The sequence below is a fragment of the Enterobacter cloacae complex sp. 342H5 genome (assembly GCF_050030905.1).
Taxonomy (GTDB): Bacteria; Pseudomonadota; Gammaproteobacteria; order Enterobacterales; family Enterobacteriaceae; genus Enterobacter; species Enterobacter intestinihominis.
This window is the reverse complement of record NZ_JBLGVB010000001.1, coordinates 805349-831524: the sequence shown is the minus strand read 5'-3', so window position 1 is coordinate 831524 and position 26176 is coordinate 805349. Positions and strand designations below refer to the sequence as shown.

Below are 26176 nucleotides of genomic sequence, written 5' to 3'. Positions count from 1 at the left end.
CTACAATTTGCATTCAGGTTAAATACTGAATGAAGAACCACACCCGCAGGTGCTGGTCGCATTCGGGTTAGTCACCACAAAGCGCGAACCTTCCAGACCTTCAGTGTAGTCCACTGAACCGCCCACTAGATATTGCAGGCTCATCGGATCAACCACCAGCGCGACGCCCTGTTTCTCGATAGTCATATCACCATCGTTAACCTGGTCGTCAAAGGTAAAACCATACTGGAAGCCACTACAGCCGCCGCCGGTAATATAAACACGCAGTTTCAGATCCGGATTGTCCTCGTCGGCAATCAGGGTTTTCACTTTTTTCGCTGCTGCTTCGGTAAATTCCAGCGGCAACGCTACGTCATCACTCATCTTATGCTCCCATGAATACTGCGACTGCTATTGGGTAAAAATCACCCAATTCTTTTTGTCATTATCTAATACCCTGGTAATTCATTCAAGTATTCTGCTTCAGGGCCTGTTCAGCTTCCTGTTTCGCCAGGGTACGGGCAAGAATGGTGGAGTATAGCGGTTTTCCACCCAGGAATTGGGCTAATAGTGTCGCGCCGAGGCAGGTAATGATCATTGGCAAAATGAGCTGGTAATTGTCGGTCATTTCCAGCACCAGCACGATCCCGGTCAGCGGCGCACGCAGGGAGGCCGCCAACAGCGCCCCCATTCCCGCAACCGCAAACGTTCCCGCATCCAGATGGTAGGCCGGGAAGCCTGCCGCCGCCGCCATCCCGAACGCCGTACCCAGCAGCGTTCCCAGCGCCAGCATCGGGGCGAAAATGCCGCCCGGGGCACCAGAGGAGAAGCACAATACCGTGGTGATGACGCGTGAAATAAACATAAACAGCAGCAGGCCTACGCTGAAATTCCCCGCCGCGGCAATGGGAATCAGACCGAAACCGCCGCCCGCCGCATTCGGTTCGATAAAACCGAGGATCCCGCACACGCCACCAAGCAGGCCCCCCACCAGCACCCATTTCGTGGTATTTCCGCCATGGATGCGCTGAAACATATCCTGAGCCCGTAAAATCAGGGCGTTAAAAAGCGGGCCAACGACGCCAAAAATCATCCCAAGAATCAGATACAGCCACAAAGTATTGACCGGCGCATTGGTTAGCTTGCCAACTTCAATCACCGCCCCTTCGCCGTTAAAGACGCGAAAGACAATGCTCGACATAATCACGCCGGTAAACACCGCTTTAATGGAGATCAGGTTGTAGCGGAACTGGGCGCGCATCTCTTCAATGATAAACAGGATACCTGCCAGCGGCGCGTTAAACGCGGCAGACAGCCCGGCCGCCGCCCCCGTCGCCAGCAGCGTATGGCGCGCTTCGGCGCTGCGCATACGGAACAGATCGCCGACCATGCGCCCGACGTTACCGCCCAGCTGTACCGTTGGTCCTTCCCGACCGAGCACCATGCCCGCTCCGAGCGTTCCCATCCCGCCGATAAATTTCACAGGAAGCACGCGCCACCAGCGAACCGGGCGTAGCTCTTCCAGCGCCCCCTCAATTTCAGGGATCCCCGAGCCGCCTGCTTCAGGTGCGAATTTACGCACCAGAAAATAGCCCACCATGGCAAACAGGGCCGAAAGGCCAAAGGCCCACACCCAGACCAGCCATTCACGATCCGCGAAGCTGGCGACGGTACCTATACGCCAGTTGAGCACCGCATTGACGGCTTTCTCAAACGCGACGCCTACCAGCCCGGCCAGCGTGCCCACAACGGCGGCTGCCACCAGAATGGCTAACGGGGTTTTGTCACGGTTGAGCAGCCGCCGGATACTGACCCGGTGCTTCGCGCGCGTAAACTGTTGTTGTTCAAAAGAAGGCGTGTTCTCGTTCATTACCTGTTCTGTTTCGTCATACAAAAGGCCGCAGGGATTCTACCAGAGACAATCCCCTCGTCCCCTGAAAAATACTTAACAATTGTTAAGCCTTCTATGGGGCAAAAATTTTATAACCTCTTCCGAATCACTTAGAATAGTTGCCTTAACTCATTTCTACGAACCAGGAACGACGCCATGAGCAAGTCTGAAAACCTCTACAGCGCAGCCCGCGAGCTAATCCCAGGCGGCGTGAACTCACCCGTGCGCGCCTTTACCGGCGTGGGTGGCACCCCGCTGTTTATCGAACGTGCGGATGGCGCATATCTGTATGATGTGGATGGTAAAGCCTATGTCGATTACGTCGGCTCCTGGGGCCCGATGGTACTGGGCCACAACCACCCGGCGATCCGCAACGCGGTGATTGAAGCCGCTCAGCGCGGCCTGAGCTTCGGCGCGCCAACCGAGATGGAAGTCAAAATGGCAGAACTGGTCACCGAGCTGGTGCCAACGATGGACATGGTGCGTATGGTGAACTCCGGTACCGAAGCGACCATGAGCGCTATCCGTCTGGCGCGCGGTTTTACCGGCCGTGACAAGATCATCAAGTTCGAAGGTTGTTATCACGGCCATGCCGACTGTCTGCTGGTGAAAGCCGGTTCCGGCGCGCTGACCCTCGGCCAGCCGAACTCCCCGGGGGTGCCGGCTGATTTCGCGAAACACACGTTGACCTGCACCTATAACGACCTGAGCACCGTTCGCGCCGCGTTCGAGCAGTATCCGCAGGAGATCGCCTGCATCATCGTTGAGCCAGTTGCGGGCAACATGAACTGTATCCCACCGCAGCCGGATTTCCTGCCGGGCCTGCGCGCCCTGTGCGATGAGTTCGGCGCGCTGCTGATCATCGACGAAGTGATGACCGGCTTCCGCGTGGCGCTGGCGGGTGCCCAGTCTTATTATGGCGTGGAGCCGGATCTGACCTGCCTCGGCAAAATCATTGGCGGCGGCATGCCTGTCGGCGCGTTCGGTGGACGTAAGGACGTCATGGACGCGCTGGCGCCAACCGGTCCGGTTTACCAGGCGGGTACGCTCTCCGGTAACCCGATTGCGATGGCGGCGGGCTTTGCCTGTCTGACCGAAGTGGCGCAGCCGGGTATCCACGAAACCTTGACGGACCGGACGACGCAACTGGCAAACGGTTTGCTGGAAGCCGCAGAAGATGCGGGTATTCCACTGGTGGTGAACCACGTGGGCGGGATGTTCGGGATTTTCTTCACCGATGCGAAAACCGTGACCTGCTATCAGGACGTGGTGAAATGCGACGTGGAACGCTTCAAACGCTTCTTCCACCTGATGCTGGGAGAAGGCGTGTATCTTGCCCCGTCAGCGTTTGAAGCGGGCTTTATGTCCGTGGCGCACAGCGAAGAAGATATCAATAACACCATCGACGCAGCGCGTAAGGTATTTGCGAAGCTGTAAAATGTGCGGCTTGATGCCCTCACCCCAACCCTCAGCCCACAGGGAGAGGGAGCAAACACTAAAACGGCAATCTAAGGATTGCCGTTTACTTTTATTACCGACTCTGCTTTCTCAACAGATAAATAAAGTAAGGCGCGCCGATAAAGGTCGACAGGAGGCCCGCCGGGATCTGATACGGGAACAGCACCATCCTTCCGCACCAGTCAGCAAAGACCAGGATCGCCCCGCCCGTCAGCGCAGAGATCACGATATGCGGCAAAGTCCTGCGGAAACCCATCATACGGGCGATATGCGGCGCCATTAATCCGACAAAACTGAGCGGGCCGATAGTCATGGTGGCCGTCGCCGTCAGGCACGCGGCCAGCAGCAACAGCGCAATGCGCGTTGGCGTCAGCGCCACCCCGACCGCGCGGGCGGTATCCCCACCCAGCGGCAGAATGGTCATCCAGCGGCGGCACAGCGGCACAATCGCCAGCAGCACGATCATCACAATCCCGGTATGCACCACCTGACTGCCGGTGGCGTTGTATGTTGAACCGGAAATCCATGTCAGGATCTGCGCCATGCGCGGATCGCCGCTCGCCTGCAACATCATCAGCAGCATAGTAAACGCGGTGCTGAGCGCCATCCCGGCCAGCAGCATGCGGTGAGGTGAGAAACCACCTCGCCCGGAGGCGATCAGGATAATCATCAGCGTGACTGCCGCACCGATACTCCCGGCAGGCATCAGCCAGCCGAACGCATTTCCCGGTACGAGGAACAACATCAACACTACGCCAAACGCGGCCCCGGAGCTGATCCCTAAAACTTCCGGGCTTGCCATCGGGTTGCCGGTGAGACGCTGGATAATACAGCCCGCCACCGCCAGCATGACGCCCGCAATCAGCGCAGAGAAAATCCGCGGCCAGCGCCACTGCATGAGTTCATGCAGCAAATCCCCCGTTGCCCAGTGCCAGCCCGTGGCGTCGCGTCCCAGCGAGAGTGCGGCAAACGAGGCGATAACCAGCACTGCCAGCCCGGCAAGGCTGAACCACACCACCGACTGACGCTCGGCATGCACTTTATCGCCGGCATCCATCGCCGGAGCGCTAATGCTGCGCAGGCGCGGCAGCAGCCACAGCAGCAGCGGCGCGCCGATCAGGGCCGTCACCGAGCCCGTGGAAACTTCCATCCAGACGCGCGCCAGCCAGAGAATGAGCTGATCGGAAAGCCAGAGGATCAGCGCACCAATCAGCGGCGCCAGCATCAGACGCGCCAGCAGACGGCGCGCGCCGAGCATTTTTGCCAGCAATGGCGCAAACAGGCCGATAAACCCGATGATGCCGACGGCGTTAACCAGTAACGCGCTCAGCACAATCGCCAGGGTCAGGGCCGCCAGACGGGCCAGCGACAGCGCCAGCCCGAGATTGCGCGCCACGCCGTCATCGAGGCCCATCAGCGTGAGCGGACGCAGCAGCAGCAGCGTCAGCACCACGCCGCCAAACAGCTGCGGCCACAGGCGCTGGACGATACTCCAGTCGGTCTGGGTGAGCGTGCCGGTACTCCACATAAACATGCTTTGCAGCTGATCGTGGTGAAACAGCACCAGCAGCTGGTTGATCGCCCCACAGTAGAGGCTGACGACCAGCCCCGCGAGGATCAGCGTGACCGGCGAGAGACGTTTTCCCCAGGCTACGCCAAAGACCAGCGCACCGACCACGCATGCGCCTGCCAGCGCGGCAAACTGCGAGGTTAACGCTCCCGGCAGGGTCCAGAGCGTGGTGATGGTGATCCCCAGCTGAGCCCCCGTCGCCACGCCCAGCGTGGTTGGCTCCGCCAGCGGGTTACGTAGCACCTGCTGAAACAGTACGCCCACCAGTCCCAGTCCCGCCCCGACCAGCAGGGAGATAGCCAGACGCGGCAGCAGGCTGTAGTGGAACAGCATTTGCTGAATATTGTCGATATCCGGTGCGGCAAACGCGGCTGCCCACTGATCGCGCGGTAACGCCGTGGTCAGGTTAAAGCCGGTTAATGCCAGGGCAGCCAGAAAAATGAGCGCTAACAGTAACATCGGGAAACGGGCCATACGCGTGCTCATGCCTTGCCTCCCAGTGCATTGTCCAGCACGCGGGCAAAATGCATGGCCGACAGCGTCGCGCCGTAGAACCATACCGCTGGCGCGCGCAGGAAGCGCTGCTCGCGGACGAACGGCATTGCCTGCCAGAGCGGAGTCGCCATCAGGGTTTGCATTTCGCGCTCATTGCCGTGGTCAAAGCACAGCACGTCGACATCACGAAACGCCGCCAGGCGGTCAATCCCCACGGCGGTACTGCCCCAGAATGTCATCTCGCCTTCCCAGGCATTGCGAATGCCAAAGCTGTCGAGTACTTCCTGGAACAGACAGTTATTTCCAAAGACCAGCATATGGCGGGCATCCAGCAGGGTCACCATCAGCAAAGGCCGATCGCCACGGTGGGCAAAGCGCGGCTTAAGGGAATCAATCAGCGCATCAAATTCATTGAGATGTTTTTTCGCCTCAGCCTCACGGTTGAGGAACTGCGCCATCTCGTGGATGGAATTTTTTGCCATGGTCAGCGGCTTTTTACCGTCGCTAAAGGAAAAGCCCCGTCCGGGCGCAATCTTCGCCATGGTCTCTTCCGACGGGCCATACCCCGCAGACCAGAATAAATAAGACGGTTTCATCTGGGTGAGAAGCTCAAGGTTCGGCTCCGTACGCAGACCGATGTCGATGACGGAGTCCGGCAGTTTTGGCTCATTCACCCACAGGGTGTAGTTAGGAATATCGGCCACGCCGTAAGGCGTCACGCCCAGCGCCATCATCAGTTCGACGGGCAACCACTCCAGCGCCACGATGCGGTGCGGATCGACTGCGGCAGCGCGGGCCGGGCCCATCTTTAACAGCAGAGGTGAGATTGCCATGGCCGTTAGCAGGCGACGGCGGCTAATTAATGTTGGATCCAGCATCAGTAGACAAAGCTCACGGGTGCAGCCCCGGCCGGGTGAGGCAGAATGCCCATAGGAATACCGTAGATATGTTCCAGCGTTTCGCTGCGCATCAGTTCGGCAGGCGTACCCTGAGCGATCATTTCACCGCCGCGCAGCGCTACCAGATAGTCGCAGTAGCGTGCCGCCATGTTGATATCATGCAGAACGGCAATCACCGTCAGGCCGCGCTGCTGGCTTAAGCGATGCACCAGCGCCAGGACGTCAACCTGATGAGCAATATCCAGCGCTGAAGTGGGTTCGTCGAGCAACAGGCAGCGGCTGTCCTGCGCCACCAGCATCGCGATCCATGCGCGCTGACGCTCGCCACCGGACAGGCTATCCACCAGACGTTGCGCCAGCGGTTTTAACCCAACCAGCGCGATCGCCTCTTCCACTTTCTCTCTGTCAGCAACGCCAAAACGCCCGAGCGCACCGTGCCACGGATAACGTCCAATCGCCACCAGCTCGCGCACCATCATCCCCTCCGCCTGCGGCAACTGCTGCGGCAGATAGGCCACCTTGCGGGCAAAGGCCTTACTGCTCCAGCTCGCCAGCGGCTGGTCATCCAGCAGAATGTCGCCCTCGGACGGCGGCTGATGACGGCCCAGCATCTTCAGCAGCGTCGATTTACCGGAACCATTGTGCCCGATTAAACCGGTCACTTTACCTGCGGGAAACGTCAAAGAGAGCGGATGCAGCAAGGTGCGCCCGGGTACGCGAAAGGAGAGATTGTTGAGCGTGAAGGTGGAGTCGGATTGCGTTTTAGTATCCTGCATGTCAGCCAACTTAAATAAAAAGGGCACGGCGAACCGTGCCCATAAAGAGGTTAGAAGCGGAAGGTCGCCGTGGCAACAACCTGGCGTCCTGCTCCCCAGTAGCATGCATACTCGCTGTAGCAGCTGGAGACGTATTCACGATCAAAGATGTTGTTCACGTTGACGCCGACGGAAGAGCCCGGCAGACCGAAGCGCGCCAGATCGTATTTCACGGTCGCATCCGCCAGGGCATAACCCGCGACGTTAAAGGACTCATAGGCTTTAGGCGACGCTGAGGAGTAGTACGTCACCGTGTTACCGATGTAGCGAGCACCCGCACCAACGGTCAGGCCGCTTAGCGCCGTCTCGTGGAAGGTGTAATCCGCCCACAGTGATGCCATGTTGCGCGGTACTTCTGCCGGACGACGACCTTCATACCAGGTATCGTGGGTGTATTCCGCATCGGTGTAGCTGTAGGCCGCCGTCACGTTCACGTTAGCCGACACCGCCGCTTTCGCTTCCAGCTCAAAGCCTCGGGAGCGAATTTCACCGCCCTGCACGCTAAAGCCGCTGGTCGGGTTCGCCGGATCGGCGGTCAGGTTATTGTTCTTGGTCAGCTGGTATACCGCTGCCGTCACTACAACAGGCAGATCTTTTGGAACATACTTCACGCCCGCTTCATACTGCTTGCCGCGTGCCGGATCGAACGGTTTGCCGCCCTGGGTGGTGCCAGAGAGCGGTTCGAAAGATTCACTGTAGCTGAAGTATGGTGTAATCCCGTTGTCGAACAGGTAGTTAATCCCCCCGCGCCAGGTAAATGCCTGATCGTTAATTTCCGCGGTGGTTCCGTTATTACGGTTAAAGGCAGACGTTTTCGCAAAGTCATAGCGGCCACCCAAGGTGAGTACCCACTTATCCCATTCAGCCTGATCCTGCGCATAGAGCCCGGTCTGCTCCTGACGATTGAGCATGGCATACGGGAAGTTCACATTGACGTTCGCATTGCCGTGCTGAGGATTGTTCATGCTGATCGGATCGGCGGTGCCGTAGTCAGCATCAATGTCATTTCGCATACGAAGGTAATCCACACCCGTCAGCAGGGTATGGTCAACGGCGCCGGTCGCGAATTTCGACTGGAGCTGTGTATCAACCGTGAACGAGTTGAGATCTTCATCTGAGCGCACGTAGGCACGGCTGATCTGGGCCGGGGCGATATAGCCGTTACCGTAAACTGAACGGTACAGCGTGTTGATTTTGGTATAACGCAGGTTCTGACGCACGGTGAAGGTGTCGTTGAATTCATGCGCGAAGCTGTAACCCACCATTTTCTGACGACGGGAGATCTTATTGTCTTCATCACCTTCGTTGAAGTCGGTCGGCAGTTTGTGCGCTTTTCCGTTAGCATCATAGTAAGGCACAACGGTACCTTCACGTGGCAGCCAGCCGTAGTAACCCGCATCCGGATCGCTCTGGAAGTTGCTCAGGAAGGTGAAATCGGTTTTATCATCAGGACGCCAGCTGAAAGACGGCGCAATCGCGTAACGAGTAGATTTCACCATTTCCTGCTGCGCGTTCTCACTACGTCCCAGACCGGTCAGACGGTAGGACCACACGCCGTCATCGTCAATCGCGTCGCTGAAATCAAACCCCGTCTGCCAGAGGTTATCCGTCCCCATTTTGAACTGAATTTCTTTCAACGGTTCCGTGGTTGGACGCTTGCTGACCATACTCACTACGCCGCCCGGATGGCTTTTGCCATACAGTACAGACGTCGGGCCACGTAGCAGCTCTACGCGCTCAAGGAAGTACGGGTCCATGGACGCTTCAGAGTAGTTGTCTCCCTGCAACTTCATACCATCCAGATACTGGTTGGTATTCACGGTGCTGGAGGTCGTGAAACCACGAATCGAAACCACATCGTAAGTTGTTGAGGCGCCGCGCGTTGCGAAAACGCTTGGGGTGTAGGCCAGGGCCTGTTTAACCGTCCCCGGCTGTTTCATGTCCATCTCTTCACGAGTCACAACAGAAATAGACTGCGGGGTTTTCTCAATGGGTGTATCGGTTTTCGTCGCCGTTGCAGTGCGTTTTGCCGCAATCGTCGGTGCAGGACCCCAGGCACTTTCCTGTGCAGCCGGTGCGGCAGTCACGGTGATGGTTTCTTCTTTCTTGGGGGTTTCAGCGGCTTGTGCATAAGCAGACATGCCGGCAACCGCTGTGGCTACGACGGCTGCGATTTTACGCAGCGACGTGTTAATTGGCTGAGCAGTATTGGAAAGCGCCATGATGGATCTCTGATGAAAAAGGTGAATGATAACGTAAACGAGAATTATTATTATGACCGCAGAATAATATGCGAAACGCTGACGGCATAGCAAGCGATATGCGGCCCTACAAGAATTGAGGGTTTAAGAAATAATCAACGGAAAACGGGTCGTTAATAAGGATTGAAAACAGGGTTAAGGAAATGAGTTGCTGAGGTGAAAAAACACCCCCTTCCAGGGAAGGGGGTGTCATAAGGGCTAGTTGCCGCCGAACATATCCTTGATCCAACCGGCGACGCCGTCGCTGTCTTTCTTCTCTTCCTGCTGCTGCGGCTGTTGCTGCTGCGGCTGCTGAGGCTGAGAAGACTGATCGAACGGGTTACCTGTCGGTTCTTCTGGCTGGCTTTGCTGGCACAGCGCATCCGGGTTGGTCGTCCAGACCGGCAGCGAACGCACGCCGCCGCCACAGATGAAATTACCCGAGCTGTCCACGCCCATATCGACGATATCTTCCGGGGCAACGAGGTTCAGCGGCACCGGAGACTGATTGGCCAGATAACGCTGGTAAATCGACATCGCGCCGCTCGCACCATACAGTTTGGTCGGCTGGTTGTTATCTCGGCCCACCCAGGTGATCACCACTTCACGGCCATCAATACCGGCGAACCAGGTATCGACGTTGTTGTTGGTAGTCCCGGTTTTACCCGCCAGATGCAGACCAGGATACTTCGCCCCCAGCTGACGCCCGGTACCGCGCTGGACCACCTGCTGCATGGTCCACAGCGTCATATAGGCCGCCTGCGCCGGAACAGCGCGCTCCGCCTGCGGGAAGCTCTGATACAGCACGGAGCCATCTTCGGCAATCACCGAACGCAGGGCGGAAAGCGGCGCTCGGTTACCGCCGCTGGCGATGGTCTGGAACGCCTGGGCCACTTCGATTGGCGTCAGGTTAAGCGCCCCCAGGATCATCGCTGGCACAGGGTGCAGCTGATCTTTCGGTACGCCCAGCTTCTGCCAGGTGTCGGTGATGGCGGGGAGGCCCAGCGCCATGCCGAGGTTAACAGTCGGCACGTTCATCGAGCGGGTTAACGCATCCACCAGCATCACCTGGCCGCTGAACTGCTTATCATCGTTCTGCGGAGACCACACCTGGCCGTTAGGCTGGCGCAGGGAGATTGGCGCATCGGCAATCCAGGTGTTCAGTCGATAGAGATTCGGCTGGCTCAGCGCGGTCAGGTAGGTTGCCGGTTTTGCCAGAGAACCAATCGAACGACGCGCCTGCATCGCGCGGTTATAGCCCGCATACTGCGGCTCGGCGCCGCCCACCATGGCGCGAACTTCGCCGGTGTTGCGATCAACTACCACCATCGCGGTTTCCAGATCGCTCAGCTTACGCTGCTTCTTCAGAACCGGAATACCTTCAACCGCCGCTTTTTCTGCCGCATCCTGCGCCACGGAGTCAAAGGTGGTGAAGATCTTCACCCCGGAGAGATCTTTCACTTTATCTCCGAGCTTAGACTGCAACTCCTGACGTACCATCTGCATAAAGGCAGGCTGCGGAGAGATCACCCCACCGCGCGGCTGAACGCCCAGCGGACGCGCGCTCAGCATGTCGTACAGCTCCTGGTCAATCACCTGCTGTTGTTGCAGCAGACGCAGCACCAGGTTACGACGCTCCAGCGCCAGTTTTGGGTTACGCCACGGGTTGTAGATCGACGCGCCTTTTACCATGCCCACCAGCAGCGCCTGCTGGTCAAGGCTCAGCTCTTCTACCGGACGGCCAAAGTAGTACAGGCTCGCCAGCGGGAAGCCGCGGATCTCGTTATCGCCGCTCTGACCGAGGTACACCTCGTTCATGTACAGCTCAAGAATACGATCCTTGCTGTAGCGCGCATCCATCAGCACGGCCATGTACGCTTCGTTGGCTTTACGCCAGTAAGAGCGCTCGCTGGAGAGGAACAGGTTTTTCACCAGCTGCTGGGTCAGGGTACTCGCCCCCTGCACCGTACGCCCCGCGGTCAGGTTAGCCAGTACCGCACGACCAATGGAGTAGAGGCTAATCCCGTCGTGCTCGTAGAAGTGGCGGTCTTCGGTTGCCAGCAGGGTATCCACCAGCAGATCCGGGAAGCCGTTACGCGCCACGAACAGGCGCTGTTCGCCGTTTGCGGACGACAGCATGGTGATGAGACGCGGATCGAGACGGAAGAAACCGAACTGGCGATCGTTATCCATGTTCTCAATGGTTTCCAGGCGATCGCCGTCAAAGGTCAGACGCGCGCGCACCTGCCCTTCTTTACTGTCCGGGAAGTCGAACGGACGGCGGATCATCTCAATGCTTTTCGCCTGGACGGTAAATTCACCCGGACGGGTCATTTTCGTGACCTGACGATACTGCGTGGCTTGCAGCAGCTTCACCATCTCATTCTTGCTGATGGACATGTCCGGCTCAAGGTTCACCATGCGGCCGTACACTGCCGCAGGCAATTGCCAGACTTTCCCGTCAATACGGCTGCGGATCTTCTGATCCAGATAAACGCCGTAAATCGCGATCAGAACAACAAAAACAATAAACAGCTTCAGCAGCAGCCAGAACCAGCCGCGCTTACCACGAGGCTTACGCCCTTTGCCTTTCCCTTTACGCGGCATCGGTTCTTCATCCTCATAATCGTCTTCATAGTCATCGTCATACTCCTCATCTCTGAGGCGACGACGGCTTACCTTTTCTTTCGCCGGACGCGTCGGCTTTCCCTTACGTCCTATTGGCTCGCGGTCATTCCCCGCCATGCTTTTTCTCCGCAACATTCAGGCGCAAAGGCCAGATTTTCTTATCTTGCACAGGTCAGTGAAAGAAGAAATCTCTCAAAATAAACAGCAAGACTTTCCTGACAGGAAAGTCTTTAGTGTTTTCTCCCTCTCCCTGTGGGAGAGGGCCGGGGTGAGAGCATCAGGCCGCACTTTACCTTTCAGGCCGCACTCCCCCATTACGAATATTTCTTCGTGCGCCGTGTCGGCGCGGTATTCGCCGGATCGTCCGGCCAGACGTGTTTGGGATATCGCCCCTTCATCTCTTTCTGCACTTCACGATAGCTCCCCGCCCAGAACGCACCCAGATCGCGGGTGATCTGCAAGGGACGATGCGCAGGCGAAAGCAGCTCAAGCACTAACGGCACGCGCCCTTCAGCGATGGACGGCGTGGTGGCCTCACCAAACATCTCCTGCATCCGAACCGCCAGCGCTGGCGGATTATCCTCATGATAACGAATGGCAATCCGGCTCCCGGTTGGCACAGTGTAATGCCCAGGCAGTTCACTATCCAGACGTTGACGTAACGACCAGTCCAGTAAATTCTGTAACGCTGCCTTAACATCAAGCGCCTTAAGGGCGCGCAGGGAGTGTACGCCGCTCATCTGCGGCAACAACCACTGTTCAAGCGTCGCGAGCAGCGTCTCATCATCCACCGCTGGCCACCCCTGTTCCGGCAGCCACTTCGCGGCGCAGTGCAGGCGAATGCGATATTGTTCGGCCTCAGGCGTCCAGTTCAATACGCTCAGCCCTTTTTCCCGAATGCCGTTCAGCATCGCCTGGTGTAACTCTTCCTCCGACGGCTTAGCCAGCGGTTTTGTCCCGAGCGTCAGTTTGCCAATCTGGCTACGACGGAACGCCTTCAGCGTGCCCTGGGCATCATCCCATTCGACAATGTCAGATTGCTGAAGCAGCTGCGGGCAGGCACGCGTCAGGGCGTCAATATCTACGGCAACCGCCTGCAAGATGCGCGCATCCGGGGAGTGACTGCCCTGGAGTAAGAGCGGCGCGATCAGCCATTCATGACGCGTCAGAGCATCATCGCTGTCCAGCATCGCGCCCATCCCATTTGCCAGTTGATAACGACCATCAAGCCCGCGACGGCGCGCGATCCTGTCCGGGAAGGCCTGGGCCAGAAGAGGGATAACTTTGTCGCTGTCAGGCGATCCTCCCCGGCTCTTCAGGCGGTGACACAACTGCTGCGCGCGCTGTTGCCAGTTTCCCTGCTGGCGTGAAAAGGCCTGTCCCAGATCGCTGCTGCCACCGCGCGGCGGCTCCTCAAGAATAGCCGCCAGTTTTGCCGCCGTGGCAATTTCATCGTCGCCCTGTGCTGCCACCAGCATCGTAGCCAGACGCGGATCGTTGCCCAGCGCCGCCATTTTCTGGCCGCGCGCCGTCAGTCGCTCGCCTTCCAGCGCGCCAAGCTGGGTCAGCAGGCTGCGCGCGGCGGAAAGGTTCACAACAGGCGGAGGATTAAGCCAGGTGAGCTGGTCAGGGTCCGGGCAGCCCCACTGCATCAGATCCATTACCAGCCCGGAGAGATCGCTTTGTAAAATCTCAGGCGTACTCTGCAATGCCGCACGCTCCGCCTGCTCGGCGCTGGTTAAATGCAGGCAAATACCCGGCTCAAGACGCCCAGCTCGGCCTGCGCGCTGCACCATTGAGGCCTGGCTGATGCGCTGCGTCAGTAGCCTGGTCAGCCCGGTACGCGGATCAAAACTGGCCACCCTCTCCTGCGTACTGTCCACCACCAGGCGAATGCCTTCGATGGTCAAACTGGTTTCGGCGATATTGGTCGCCAGTACCACTTTGCGCTGCCCCGCCGGTGCGGGAAGGATCGCCTTGCGCTGGTCAGCCAAATGCAGCGCGCCGTAGAGCGGGCACAGCATAACGTCACTGCTCACCCGGGATGCCAGCTGCTCCTGTACGCGCTGGATTTCGCCTACGCCGGGTAAAAACAGCAGCAGCGAGCCGGGTTCCTGACGGAGCAATTCGGCGGTGGCGATGGCAACGGCTTCGTCAAAACGCTGATGGGCAGGCAGCGGCTGATAGCGGCGCTCGACCGGAAACGCACGCCCTTCAGAGGAGATCATCGGCGCGTCAGGGAGCGTCTGCCGGAGCCGCTCGTTATCCAGCGTCGCCGACATAATCAGCAGCCGAAGGTCGTCGCGCAGCCCCTGCTGAACGTCGAGCAGCAGCGCAAGGGCCAGATCGGCCTGGAGGCTGCGCTCGTGAAATTCATCAAGGATCACCAGCCCGACGCCGCTCAGCTCCGGATCGTTTTGCAGCATACGGGTAAGAATGCCTTCAGTGACCACCTCCAGCCGCGTAGACGGGCCAATGCAGGTTTCGGCGCGCATCCGGTACCCTACCGTCTCGCCCGGTTTTTCATTCAGCAGTTCCGCCAGGCGCTGCGCCACATTGCGCGCCGCCAGCCTGCGCGGTTCCAGCAGGATAATTTTCCCGCTGATGCTCCCCTCGCGCAGAATTTGCAGGGGCAGCCAGGTGGATTTACCCGCTCCGGTGGGCGCGCTGAGCAAAACCTGTGGCGCATGTTCTAAGGCTGCGAGAAGCTCAGGAAGGACGACGGCGACGGGCAAAGAGGACACTTACGGCTCCAGAGGGTTAACATTAATCGGCGTACATTGTAGCATCGGCGCATATCATTACCGAGTCTTGCGCATGTCTGAGTCAAAACGGCTATTCTTCGCCATTGAATTACCCACCACGCTTCAACGGCAAATTGTTCGCTGGCGCGCCAGCCACTTCCCCGCGGAAGCGGGCCGCCCTGTCGTCGCCGCCAATATGCACCTGACGTTAGCTTTTCTTGGCGAGGTGAGCGCAGAAAAGCAGCGCGCGTTAAGCGCAATGGCCGGACGCATTTCTCAGCCGGGTTTTACGCTGCATCTTGACGATGCCGGGCAATGGCTGCGCTCTCGGGTGGTCTGGCTGGGGACGCGGCAGCCCCCCCGCGGACTGCTCCAGCTCGCCAACATGCTGCGGGCGCAGGCCGCGCGCAGCGGCTGTTATCAGAGCCCGCAGCCGTTTCATCCCCACATTACCCTGCTGCGCGATGCGGGTCAGGCTGTTGCCATCCCGCCACCGGGCTTTCACTGGTCCTTTCAGGTGAATGAATTTGCCCTATACGAATCTGCCTTTGTACAAGGACGCACCCGCTATACTCCGCTCCAGCGCTGGACGCTGGGCGACACGTTAAGGAATCCTGATGAAGTTTAGCCCTGCACTCCAGCCCGCCACGCTGATCCAGCGTTACAAACGCTTTCTCGCTGACGTGATCACGCCTGAGGGCGAAACGCTCACGCTGCATTGTCCTAACACCGGCGCCATGACCGGTTGCGCCACGCCGGGTGACACGGTCTGGTATTCCACATCAGAAAATACTAAACGCAAATATCCTCATACCTGGGAAATGACCGAGACGCAAAGCGGGGCATTTATTTGCGTTAATACCCTGCGCGCAAATCAGCTGGTTAAGGAAGCCCTGACAAATGGAATCCTTCCTGAACTGGTGGGTTACGGCACGCAAAAAAGCGAAGTGAAATATGGCGATGAAGGCAGCAGAATTGATTTTATGTTACAGGCGGAAGACCGCCCTGAGTGCTATATTGAAGTGAAATCAGTGACGTTAGCGGAAGAGGAAAACGGCTTCTTTCCGGATGCGGTAACGCTACGTGGCCAGAAGCATCTGCGGGAGCTAATGAGTGTAGCGGCGGCGGGCAAGCGCGCCGTGTTGCTGTTTGCGGTTCTGCATTCAGCCATTGAACGGTTTTCCCCGGCCCGTCATATTGATCCTAAATACGCGCAATTGTTGAATGAGGCACAAAAGCAGGGGGTAGAGATTTTCGCTTATAAAGCGGAACTTTCTGCCGATAATATGACTCTGAGATCCTCTCTTCCCATTGTCCTATAAGGGATTAGACGATTGACTAATAAGTGTTCTGGCCGCGTGCGCAAATACGCTTTTCCTCACAGGGTTGTCAAGTGTTACGTTTAGATAATTGCCATACGGAAAAGCATCTGCTATTTATAGCGACCTGATTTTTCCCCCAACACGGGGATCGATAGTGCGTGTTAAGGAGAAGCAACATGCAAGAAGGGCAAAACCGTAAAACATCGTCCCTGAGTATTCTCGCCATCGCTGGGGTGGAGCCGTATCAAGAGAAGCCGGGCGAAGAGTATATGAACGAAGCCCAGCTGTCGCACTTCAAGCGTATTCTTGAAGCATGGCGTAATCAACTCAGGGATGAAGTCGATCGCACCGTTACACATATGCAGGATGAAGCTGCTAACTTCCCGGATCCGGTCGACCGTGCCGCTCAGGAAGAAGAGTTCAGCCTCGAACTGCGTAACCGTGACCGCGAGCGCAAACTGATCAAAAAGATCGAGAAAACGCTGAAAAAGGTCGAGGACGAAGATTTTGGCTACTGCGAATCCTGCGGTGTTGAAATCGGTATTCGTCGTCTGGAAGCGCGTCCAACAGCCGATCTGTGCATCGACTGTAAAACGCTGGCAGAAATCCGCGAAAAACAGATGGCTGGCTAACGCCTTCCCTCTCACTACTCTGCTAAGGCGGGAGTTTCTCCCGCCTTGTTACCGTTGATATGTCTGAATCTCACTATATCGGGCGCTTTGCGCCATCTCCCTCCGGTGAATTACACTTCGGCTCATTAATTGCCGCGCTCGGCAGCTACCTACAGGCTCGCGCCCGTCAGGGTAAATGGCTGGTTCGCATTGAAGATATCGATCCTCCGCGTGAAGTTCCCGGTGCGGCAGAAACTATTCTGCGTCAGCTGGAACATTACGGTCTTCACTGGGACGGCGACGTACTCTGGCAGTCTCAACGCCATGATGCCTACCGTGAACGTCTGGCGTGGCTTGCTGAACAGGGCCTATCCTATAACTGCACCTGCACGCGTGCGCGAATTCAGAGCGTGGGTGGCGTTTACGACGGCCACTGCCGTACGCGGCACAACGGCCCTGAGAATGCCGCCGTACGGCTGATACAGCGCGCTCCGGTGACGCAGTTTACCGATGTCCTCTCAGGAACCATTCAGGCGGATGATCGTCTGGCGCGTGAAGATTTTATTATTCACCGTCGCGATGGCTTGTTTGCCTATAACCTGGCGGTGGTTGTCGATGACCATTTCCAGGGCGTCACGGAAATCGTGCGTGGGGCGGATTTGGTTGAGCCTACCGTGCGGCAAATATCGCTTTACCAGCAGTTTGGCTGGACGGTGCCGGATTACATCCATCTGCCGCTGGCGGTCAATGAACAGGGGAGTAAGCTGTCAAAACAGAATCATGCCCCGGCGCTGCCTGACGGCGATCCGCGCCCGGTATTGATCGACGCGCTGCGATTTCTCAACCAGAATGTAACGCAGGAATGGCAGGATCTGAGTCTGGATGAATTGCTGAAAACGGCCATTGCTGACTGGACGCTTATGGCCGTGCCAAAAATCCAGCATTCTCAAATGCGTTGCGCTGAGCTATGATTAGCCGCTTTTTTGATAACAAAACACACTACGAGGTGTACTATTTTTACCCGAGTCGCTAATTTTTGCCGTAAAGTGCTGAGCCGCGAAGAGAGCATGGCGAATGATGCTATTGCACAGCCACACATGTCGGTCATTCCGCGTGAGCAGCACAATATTTCCCGCAAAGATATCAGTGAAAATGCCCTCAAGGTGCTCTATCGTCTGAATAAAGCAGGCTACGAGGCCTATCTCGTCGGCGGCGGGGTGCGCGATTTACTGCTGGGCAAAAAACCAAAAGATTTCGACGTGTCGACCAGCGCCACGCCTGAACAGGTGCGTAAATTATTCCGCAACTGCCGTCTGGTTGGTCGCCGTTTCCGTCTGGCGCACGTGATGTTTGGACCGGAAATTATTGAAGTGGCGACCTTCCGCGGTCACCACGAAGCGGGCGTCAACGATCGCACAACTTCCCAGCGCGGCCAAAACGGCATGCTGCTGCGCGACAACATCTTCGGCTCTATTGAAGAAGATGCTCAGCGTCGCGATTTCACCATCAACAGCCTTTACTACAGCGTGGCGGATTTTACCGTGCGCGATTACGTCGGCGGTATGCAGGATCTGAAAGACGGCCTGATTCGCCTGATCGGCACGCCGGAAACGCGCTATCGCGAAGATCCGGTCCGAATGCTGCGCGCCGTGCGTTTCGCCGCCAAGCTAAACATGCGTATCAGCCCGGAAACCGCAGAGCCGATCCCGCGCCTGGCGACGCTGATTAACGACGTCCCCCCTGCCCGTCTGTTTGAGGAGTCGTTAAAGCTGCTCCAGGCAGGCTACGGGTTTGAAACCTACAATTTGCTGCGTGAATACAACCTGTTCCAGCCGCTGTTCCCGACCATTACCCGCTACTTCACCGAAAACGGTGACAGCGCAATGGAGCGGATGATTGCACAGGTGCTGAAGAACACGGATACCCGTATTCATAACGATATGCGCGTGAATCCGGCGTTCCTGTTCGCGGCCATGTTCTGGTATCCGCTGCTGGAAACGGCGCAGCGCATTACCCAGGAGAGCGGCCTCGCCTATTATGATGCGTTCGCGCTGGCGGCAAACGACGTGCTGGACGAAGGCTGTCGCACGCTGGCGATCCCGAAACGTATTACCACGCTGGTGCGTGATATCTGGCAGCTTCAGCTGCGTATGTCCCGCCGTCAGGGTAAACGTGCCTGGAAACTGATGGAGCATCCTAAGTTCCGCGCCGCGTTCGATTTGCTCTCTCTGCGTGCTGAAGTCGAAAGAAACCAGGAGCTACAGCGCCTGGCGCAGTGGTGGGGAGAATTTCAGGTCTCTGCACCACCGGAGCAAAAAGATATGCTCACGGATCTCGATGACGAGCCGGCACCGCGCCGTCGTCACCGTCGCCCGCGCAAGCGCGCGCCGCGTCGTGAAGGCACAGCATGACCCTTGCGTATATTGCCATCGGCAGCAATCTGGCCTCTCCGCTTGAGCAGGTTAACGCTGCCGTTCAGGCGCTGGGGGAGATCCCGCAAAGCCATATCGTGGCGGTCTCCTCCTTTTACCGTACGCCCCCGCTCGGCCCGCAGGATCAGCCTGATTATCTGAACGCCGCCGTGGTGCTGGAAACAGCCCTTGACGCAGAAACGCTGCTGGATAATACCCAGCGTATTGAGCTACAGCAGGGTCGCGTACGTAAAGCCGAACGCTGGGGACCGCGCACGCTCGACCTCGATATTATGCTTTTCGGCCACAAGGTGATTAACACCGAGCGCCTCACCGTTCCGCACTATGACATGAAAAACCGTGCGTTTATGCTCTGGCCGCTATTTGAAGTCGCCCCCGATCTCACCTTCCCTGACGGCACCTCGCTGAACGCCGTTCTGCAAAGCCTCAACGCGGAAAAACCGGTCCGCTGGTAATCCCGTGTCACCCCCGATTAGCCATGTGTTAAATATGGTTAATCGATTGCCTAAAATCATTGTTCCCTCGAATGTTACTGTTAGAATGCGCAAAGATCCGCTTTTGGGCCATCAGGAAACAGTATGAAACCAACTACCATCTCCTTATTGCAGAAATGCAAACAGGAAAAGAAACGCTTCGCCACTATCACCGCGTATGACTACAGCTTCGCAAAACTGTTTGCCGAAGAAGGGATCAACGTCATGCTGGTCGGAGACTCGTTAGGGATGACGGTACAAGGACATGATTCCACTCTGCCGGTCACGGTCGAGGATATTGCTTACCATACCCGCGCCGTGCGCCGGGGTGCGCCCGCCTGCCTGCTACTTTCCGATCTGCCGTTTATGGCGTATGCCACCCCGGAACAGGCCTTTGAAAATGCGGCAACTGTGATGCGCGCCGGCGCCAATATGGTCAAAATCGAAGGCGGCGACTGGCTGGTCGATACGGTGAAAATGCTCACCGAACGGGCCGTGCCAGTTTGCGGGCACTTAGGGCTGACGCCGCAGTCCGTTAATATCTTTGGCGGTTATAAAGTTCAGGGGCGTGGCGATGCGGCGCAGACGCTGTTTGATGATGCCCTGGCGCTGGAAGCCGCTGGAGCACAGCTGCTGGTGCTGGAGTGTGTGCCGGTTGAGCTGGCTAAGCGTATCACTGAGGCGCTGTCGATTCCGGTGATCGGCATCGGTGCGGGCAACGTCACCGATGGCCAGATTCTGGTCATGCACGACGCCTTCGGGATCACCGGCGGTCACATTCCAAAATTTGCTAAAAATTTCCTGACAGAAGCAGGCGACATGCGTGCTGCTGTGCGGCAGTATATTGCCGAGGTTGAGTCCGGCGTGTATCCGGGCGAAGAACACAGTTTCCATTAAGGAGTCCAGGTGTGCTAATCATAGAAACTCTGCCGCTGCTGCGCCAGCATATCCGCCGTGCACGTCAGGAAGGTAAACGTATCGCCCTCGTCCCGACCATGGGCAATCTGCACGACGGCCATATGAAGCTGGTCGATGAAGCGAGAGCCCGTGCAGATATCGTGGTAGTCAGTATCTTCGTTAACCCGATGCAGTTCGATCGCGAAGACGATCTGGCGCGCTATCCACGTACCTTGCAGGAAGATTGCGAGAAGCTCAAAAAACGTCATGCGGATATCGTCTTCGCACCGGCCCCCGCAGATGTTTATCCTCAGGGTACCACTGAAGCGACCTACGTTGACGTACCGGGTATTTCGACCATGCTGGAGGGTGCCAGCCGTCCGGGCCATTTCCGCGGCGTTTCCACCATCGTCAGCAAGCTGTTTAACCTGGTGCAGCCGGACATCGCCTGCTTTGGCGAGAAAGATTTCCAGCAGCTGGCGCTGATCCGCAAAATGGTTGCCGATATGGGCTACGACATAGAGATTGTCGGCGTGCCGATTGTACGTGCGAAAGATGGCCTGGCGCTTAGCTCCCGTAACGGCTATCTGACTGCGGAACAGCGTAAAATTGCGCCAGGCTTAAGCAAAGTCATGAATACCATGGCAGAGCAACTGCTGGCAAAAGAATTAACCGCAGAAGAAATCATCGCTCTGGCTGAACAGGCGCTGAACGAGAAAGGTCTTCGTGCTGACGACGTTCAAATTCGGGATGCCGATACGCTTCTGGAACTCTCAGGTACCAGCAAACGTGCGGTAATTCTGGTGGCGGCTTGGCTCGGCCAGGCCCGCCTTATCGACAACAAAGTGGTTGAACTGGCGTAGTTTTACTACCCGGAAGTGAAAGGTAAACGTAATGATTCGCAAAATGCTACAAGGTAAGCTTCACCGTGTGAAAGTCACCCAGGCCGACCTGCACTATGAAGGCTCCTGCGCGATCGACCAGGATTTTCTCGACGCGGCGGGTATTCTCGAAAACGAAGCTATTGATATCTGGAACGTTAATAACGGCAAACGCTTTTCAACGTACGCGATTGCCGCTGAACGCGGGTCTAAAATCATCTCCGTTAATGGGGCAGCGGCGCACTGCGCGGACGTGGGTGATATCGTCATTATTGCCAGCTTTGTGATGATGTCTGACGAAGAGGCACGTCGCTGGCAGCCAAAAGTGGCATACTTTGAAGGCGATAATGAAATGAAACGTATTGCGAAGGCAATTCCGGTTCAGGTTGCCTAAGCCAATAGTACTGTTATAAATTACCCGACAAATAGGTTGGGTAATTTATACATAATTAAAATGAATAGCGTTCTTTTTATATATTTTTATTAATATATTCAAGTCACCCTGCCGAACACCTGCTCATCAAAATGATGAACAATTATTATCATTCACTATTAAATAATCATATTGACTTAAAGATCGTTTAAGTATTTCTAACGCCTAACGGCTTCTCACAACCATTACTCATCACTTAGAATCCTTTTCCCGAAGCATCTGTTCGGAACGAACATAAGCCTTGCTTATGTTCACTTTTCTAGCATTTAAATATGGATATAAAAAATGTCTTTTAATAAATTAGGTCTGGCAACTGTAGTAGCAATGGTTCTGAGTGCGGGTTCTGCAATGGCAGCTGATATTCCTTCAGATACAGGCACTATTACTTTCCACGGTATGGTTTCTAATAACACCTGTAAAGTATCCCTGGATCAGAAGATTGACCAGGATGGTAATGATTTTGACGTTAACCTGGATACCGTGTTTGTAAAAGACTTCGCTAATGCGCTGGGTACCACCAGCACCCTGGGAGAAAAGAAATTCTCCCTCACCCTGACAGGTTGTGATTCTGCTACCGTCAACCAGGCATCTGCTCAGTTTGATTCCTGGGCGGGTTCTTCTTCAACTTCCGGCGGTCTGCTGGTTCCACCATCAAATACTCAAGGCGCCGCTAAAAACGTCAATCTGGTACTGTCAAACGATGGCAACTCCGCTACCGATCAGATCAAACTGGATCAGACCAACAATACCCAGAAAGCAACGATTGATACCACAGGCGCAGGCGCACTTTACTACCGTGTAGCGTATACCCAGGGTCAGAACTGGGATGCGGCCAACAACCCAGTGTCAGCTGGTGTGGTTCAGGCACAAGCTGCATTCACCATGATCTACGAGTAATTTTAAGCGCATAAATAAAATGCTCATATTATCCCCTGACGTACGTCAGGGGACTATTGATATCATTCCAACAGGAAGTGGAAAAATGTTAAGCACATCATTTTATAAAGGATTTAAAGCTGCCTGCTTTACAGCTGCTGCTGTCGCGTCATTCCAGGCAAGCGCAGATATCGTTATTTCGGGAACACGTATTGTTTATCAGCAGTCGCAAAAAGATGTCATCGTTTCTTTAGACAACCGTGGCAAAAAGCCACTATTAGTTCAATCATGGCTCGATGACGGTCGCGATGACACCAACCCACAGGAATTAAAACTACCGTTTATTATTACTCCACCAGTATCCCGAATTGATCCGCAAAAAGGTCAATCCGTTCGGATCTCATACCTGGGTGGTTCATTGCCGCAAGATCGCGAATCCCTATTCTGGTTCAATGTGCTCGAGATTCCACCGAAGTCAAAAGTGAAAGACGGTGAAAATCCTAACCAGCTCCAGCTGGCATTCCGCACACGTATTAAACTCTTTTTCCGACCTGACGGCCTGAAAGGTACGCCAGGAGATGCAGCAGCCAAAGTAACGTGGTCACAACAAAAACAAGGTAATACGCTAAACCTGATCGCACACAATGATTCCCCTTACAACGTTTCTATTTCAAATGTAAAGCTGAAATCAGCAAATAAAGAGTACCAGGTTGAGCATAAATCTATTTTACCGTTTAGTACTCAAATTATGCAGGTAAAAGGTTTAGGTAGTACTACCACCGGCACTGTTGCTTACGAAACCATTAATGACAATGGCGGCTCTGATACTTTTGAAAGCAAAGTAAATTAATAACCGCACCACCGCCACATTATAAATATAACACGTATGAATGATTCATAGCATTCATACGACGACTTGTCTGGATGAAGCATGCTATTTCAACGATCAATTTTATGTCTCGCAATCTGTGCAGCATTTCCTCTGCATGCCAGCGAGACTGAAAAAAAAGCTGTAGACACCTCATCCGAAACAGAATCGGCCATTGAATTTAATGACCAGTTCCTTATCGATAATGGTGGAGGTATCAATGTCGATCGTTATGCTTATGGCAACCCAGTTCTGCCAGGTACTTACCGTGTAAAAGTGAATTTGAATGGCAATTCAAAATCCACGGTCGAGATGACATTCATTGATAACAAAACGCCACGTGCCTCAGCATGTCTGACTAAACTCACGCTGACACAGGCAGGCGTTGATACCAGCATATTAGGCGATGATGTCAAAAACGACGAAACGTCTTGCGTAGATATCAAAAAATATTATCCCGGTGCTTCTGAAAATTTTGATAGTAGCAAGCAGGAAATGGATCTTAACTTCCCGCAAATCTACGTGCTTAAGCTTCCAGCAGGGTATGTCGATCCTTCATTATGGGATAATGGTGTTCCGGCCGGATTACTCTCATACGATCTTAATACCTGGCACAGCGAGTCAAACGGCACCAATTCAGATACCGCTTATGCGGGCTTGCATTATGGCCTGAACGTGGGGCCGTGGCGTTTACGTTCTCGCGGCAGTCTGAACTGGGACAGCGATAATGGCACACATTATTCCAGCCAGGATATCTACCTCCAGCGAGACATCACACCACTTAACGCACAGATGGTAATGGGTGATTCCTACACACGCGGTGATGTCTTTGACTCGGTGAGCCTGCGTGGTGCGCGTATGTATAACGATGACCGCATGCTCCCGGAAGGCACCTCTGGCTACGCGCCAGTAATTCGTGGTGTGGCAAACAGTAACGCCAAAGTTAGCGTAACGCAAAGCGGCAATAAAATTTATGAAACCACCGTTCCACCCGGTGCTTTCGAGATCAATGACCTCAGTACAACAGGCTATGGCAATGATTTGATTGTCACTGTAGAGGAAGCCGATGGAAGTAAACGGACGTTTACCGTTCCGTTCTCCTCAGTTACACAAATGCTCCGCCCAGGCTCCAGCCGCTGGGATGTGGGTTTAGGTGAGCTGAATGATGATTCATTGCACGATAAGCCAAACGTTGGCTACGCAACTTACGCGTATGGTCTGAATAATACCTTTACCGGTTACGTGGGTGCGCAATATACGGATATGGATTTCTACGCCGGCCTGCTTGGTCTGGCTATGAATACCCGTATTGGTGCATTCGCATTAGATGTTACCGGGTCCTATGCCGATATCGACGGGCTGGACACGCTTAAAGGGCAAAGTTATCGGCTGACCTACAGCAAAATGCTTGAAGCTACTAACACATCTCTTAACGTGGCAGCTTATCGCTTCTCTACAGAAGATTATCTCAGCCTTAACGATGCCGCCTCATTGCAGGACAGTATTCATCACGAGGAATATGGCAATCGATCTTATGACAGCAATGCCGAGCTTTATGCTGATTATCAGCGTACCAAAAACCAGATACAGGTCAGCCTGAATCAGCCATTGAATGTTAACGGTGATGAATACGGCTCACTCTATATTAGCGGCACCTGGCAGGATTACTGGAATGACTCTAGCTCCACTTCCGACTACAGCGTGGGTTACAACAATAGTTTTGCTTACGGTAGCTATAGCGTTTCTGTGCAACGCACGTACAACGAAACAGGGGAAAAGGATGACAGCGTTTATTTAAACGTCAGTATTCCATTCAGCATATTCAATAAAGATAGCGCGCAGTCAGGCGGATTTAATAACGTCAACATGAGCCTGCGCACTGATTTAAAAGGCGGTACCAGTTTTAACTCTACGGCAAGCGGCAACTCCAAAAACAGTGAAGTGAGCTATTCCGTTAGCGCCTCATCAAGCGGGGGCAACTACGGCAACCTGAACCAGGTCAGTGGCTATAGCTCATGGAACAGTCCTTACGGGCCGCTCGGTGTCTCAGCGTCCTTTGGCGATGACAATAGTAAACAGTATTCCGCGAGTTATAACGGCGGAATGGTTGTTCACTCGGGTGGCGTTGTATTTACATCCGGCAGTATCGGCGAAACGGATTCACTTGCGCTGGTAAAAGCAAGTGGCGCAACGGGTGCTCGGCTGGGTTACGGCCAAAGCCGCATTAACAGCTCCGGGTACGGGATTATGCCGTATATGTCAGCCTACAGAGAAAACCGAGTATCGCTCGATATCAGCACTCTCGAAGCAGACGTTGAAATCAAAAATACCAGCGCTGTTGCCGTACCTCGCAATGGCTCCGTTGTATTAGTGAATTTTGAAACGGATGAAGGTCGTTCGCTTGTTCTGGAATTACAACGTTCTGATAACGGCTTTATTCCGTTAGGTGCAGACGTTCTGAATGAGAAAAACGAATCTATCGGAACGGTAGGCCAGGCAGGACAAGCTTATGTACGCGGTGTGGAAGACAAAGGCGCTCTCCGGGTGGTATGGGGAAGCGATGGATCCAGCTCTTGCACGGTGCATTATCAGATTCCTGAAAATGCGAAGAAAGCAGGCTTAACCACGATTCTGAGTAATCAACAGTGCCAAATGTAATGATGT

At 55.3% G+C, this 26176-nt stretch carries 21 protein-coding genes; 13 read left to right on the top strand and 8 right to left on the bottom strand.

Going from position 1 to position 26176, the window contains the following annotated elements:
• Positions 1–18 precede the first annotated feature (18 nt).
• Positions 19–363, bottom strand: coding sequence for an iron-sulfur cluster insertion protein ErpA (gene erpA / locus ACQG03_RS03985; protein ID WP_003856230.1), 345 nt, complete (start codon positions 361–363; stop codon positions 19–21).
• An 85-nt stretch (positions 364–448) separates the two neighbouring features.
• Positions 449–1849 (bottom strand): H(+)/Cl(-) exchange transporter ClcA, encoded by a 1401-nt coding sequence (gene clcA / locus ACQG03_RS03980; protein WP_046619962.1) that lies wholly within the window; start codon positions 1847–1849, stop codon positions 449–451.
• 177 nt (positions 1850–2026) lie between these two features.
• Between clcA and hemL the strand changes: the two genes are divergently transcribed.
• Positions 2027–3307 carry a glutamate-1-semialdehyde 2,1-aminomutase gene (gene hemL, locus ACQG03_RS03975; protein ID WP_045308081.1) on the top strand — a complete coding sequence of 427 codons (1281 nt, stop codon included), beginning with the start codon at positions 2027–2029 and terminating at the stop codon, positions 3305–3307.
• Positions 3308–3401: 94 nt separating this feature from the next.
• On the opposite strand, the gene fhuB is transcribed toward hemL, so the two are convergent.
• From fhuB to hrpB, 6 genes are all read right to left on the bottom strand, one after another.
• A complete protein-coding gene (fhuB, locus tag ACQG03_RS03970; protein WP_032625558.1) occupies positions 3402–5384 on the bottom strand; it encodes a Fe(3+)-hydroxamate ABC transporter permease FhuB in 1983 nt (660 codons plus the stop codon).
• Positions 5381–6271 carry a Fe(3+)-hydroxamate ABC transporter substrate-binding protein FhuD gene (fhuD, locus tag ACQG03_RS03965; RefSeq protein WP_063163120.1) on the bottom strand — a complete coding sequence of 297 codons (891 nt, stop codon included), beginning with the start codon at positions 6269–6271 and terminating at the stop codon, positions 5381–5383. Before fhuD ends, fhuB begins: the two co-directional genes overlap by 4 nt.
• Positions 6271–7068, bottom strand: coding sequence for a Fe3+-hydroxamate ABC transporter ATP-binding protein FhuC (gene fhuC / locus ACQG03_RS03960; protein ID WP_063163121.1), 798 nt, complete (start codon positions 7066–7068; stop codon positions 6271–6273). The genes fhuD and fhuC overlap by 1 nt, the downstream gene beginning before the upstream one ends.
• 50 nt (positions 7069–7118) lie before the next feature.
• Positions 7119–9329 carry a ferrichrome porin FhuA gene (gene fhuA / locus ACQG03_RS03955; RefSeq protein ID WP_023299357.1) on the bottom strand — a complete coding sequence of 737 codons (2211 nt, stop codon included), beginning with the start codon at positions 9327–9329 and terminating at the stop codon, positions 7119–7121.
• Positions 9330–9566: 237 nt separating this feature from the next.
• Positions 9567–12092: a bifunctional glycosyl transferase/transpeptidase gene (gene mrcB / locus ACQG03_RS03950; RefSeq protein ID WP_023305460.1), complete on the bottom strand. Its 2526-nt coding sequence runs from the start codon at positions 12090–12092 to the stop codon at positions 9567–9569.
• 197 nt (positions 12093–12289) lie between these two features.
• Entirely contained in the window at positions 12290–14719 is a 2430-nt protein-coding gene (gene hrpB, locus ACQG03_RS03945) for an ATP-dependent helicase HrpB (RefSeq protein WP_063163122.1), read from the bottom strand.
• 73 nt (positions 14720–14792) lie between these two features.
• Between hrpB and thpR the strand changes: the two genes are divergently transcribed.
• The 12 genes from thpR to ACQG03_RS03885 all read left to right on the top strand — a co-directional run bounded on the left by thpR (position 14793) and on the right by ACQG03_RS03885 (position 26170).
• Positions 14793–15347 carry an RNA 2',3'-cyclic phosphodiesterase gene (gene thpR / locus ACQG03_RS03940; protein WP_003856249.1) on the top strand — a complete coding sequence of 185 codons (555 nt, stop codon included), beginning with the start codon at positions 14793–14795 and terminating at the stop codon, positions 15345–15347.
• Positions 15337–16041 (top strand): DNA/RNA nuclease SfsA, encoded by a 705-nt coding sequence (gene sfsA / locus ACQG03_RS03935; protein ID WP_032625548.1) that lies wholly within the window; start codon positions 15337–15339, stop codon positions 16039–16041. Before thpR ends, sfsA begins: the two co-directional genes overlap by 11 nt.
• A gap of 176 nt (positions 16042–16217) precedes the next feature.
• On the top strand, positions 16218–16673 hold the full coding sequence (gene dksA, locus ACQG03_RS03930) for an RNA polymerase-binding protein DksA (protein ID WP_001155232.1): 456 nt from the start codon (positions 16218–16220) through the stop codon (positions 16671–16673).
• 59 nt (positions 16674–16732) lie between these two features.
• Positions 16733–17623, top strand: coding sequence for a tRNA glutamyl-Q(34) synthetase GluQRS (gene gluQRS, locus ACQG03_RS03925; protein WP_022647088.1), 891 nt, complete (start codon positions 16733–16735; stop codon positions 17621–17623).
• A gap of 42 nt (positions 17624–17665) precedes the next feature.
• Positions 17666–19063, top strand: coding sequence for a polynucleotide adenylyltransferase PcnB (gene pcnB / locus ACQG03_RS03920; RefSeq protein WP_074148356.1), 1398 nt, complete (start codon positions 17666–17668; stop codon positions 19061–19063).
• Positions 19060–19539, top strand: coding sequence for a 2-amino-4-hydroxy-6-hydroxymethyldihydropteridine diphosphokinase (gene folK / locus ACQG03_RS03915; RefSeq protein ID WP_023305457.1), 480 nt, complete (start codon positions 19060–19062; stop codon positions 19537–19539). Before pcnB ends, folK begins: the two co-directional genes overlap by 4 nt.
• Positions 19540–19662: 123 nt before the next feature.
• The gene (gene panB / locus ACQG03_RS03910; protein ID WP_022647086.1) at positions 19663–20454 is read left to right on the top strand and encodes a 3-methyl-2-oxobutanoate hydroxymethyltransferase; all 792 of its coding nucleotides are present in this window, start codon (positions 19663–19665) and stop codon (positions 20452–20454) included.
• An 11-nt stretch (positions 20455–20465) separates the two neighbouring features.
• Positions 20466–21317: a pantoate--beta-alanine ligase gene (gene panC / locus ACQG03_RS03905; protein ID WP_063163124.1), complete on the top strand. Its 852-nt coding sequence runs from the start codon at positions 20466–20468 to the stop codon at positions 21315–21317.
• 31 nt (positions 21318–21348) lie between these two features.
• Complete coding sequence (gene panD / locus ACQG03_RS03900) at positions 21349–21729, top strand: aspartate 1-decarboxylase (RefSeq protein ID WP_022647084.1); 381 nt, start codon at positions 21349–21351, stop codon at positions 21727–21729.
• 324 nt (positions 21730–22053) lie between these two features.
• Positions 22054–22665, top strand: a complete 612-nt coding sequence (locus tag ACQG03_RS03895; protein WP_023299349.1) for a fimbrial protein — start codon at positions 22054–22056, stop codon at positions 22663–22665.
• A gap of 85 nt (positions 22666–22750) precedes the next feature.
• Positions 22751–23494: a fimbrial chaperone gene (locus ACQG03_RS03890; RefSeq protein WP_063163125.1), complete on the top strand. Its 744-nt coding sequence runs from the start codon at positions 22751–22753 to the stop codon at positions 23492–23494.
• A gap of 81 nt (positions 23495–23575) precedes the next feature.
• Entirely contained in the window at positions 23576–26170 is a 2595-nt protein-coding gene (locus tag ACQG03_RS03885) for an outer membrane usher protein (protein ID WP_022647081.1), read from the top strand.
• Positions 26171–26176 lie beyond the last annotated feature (6 nt).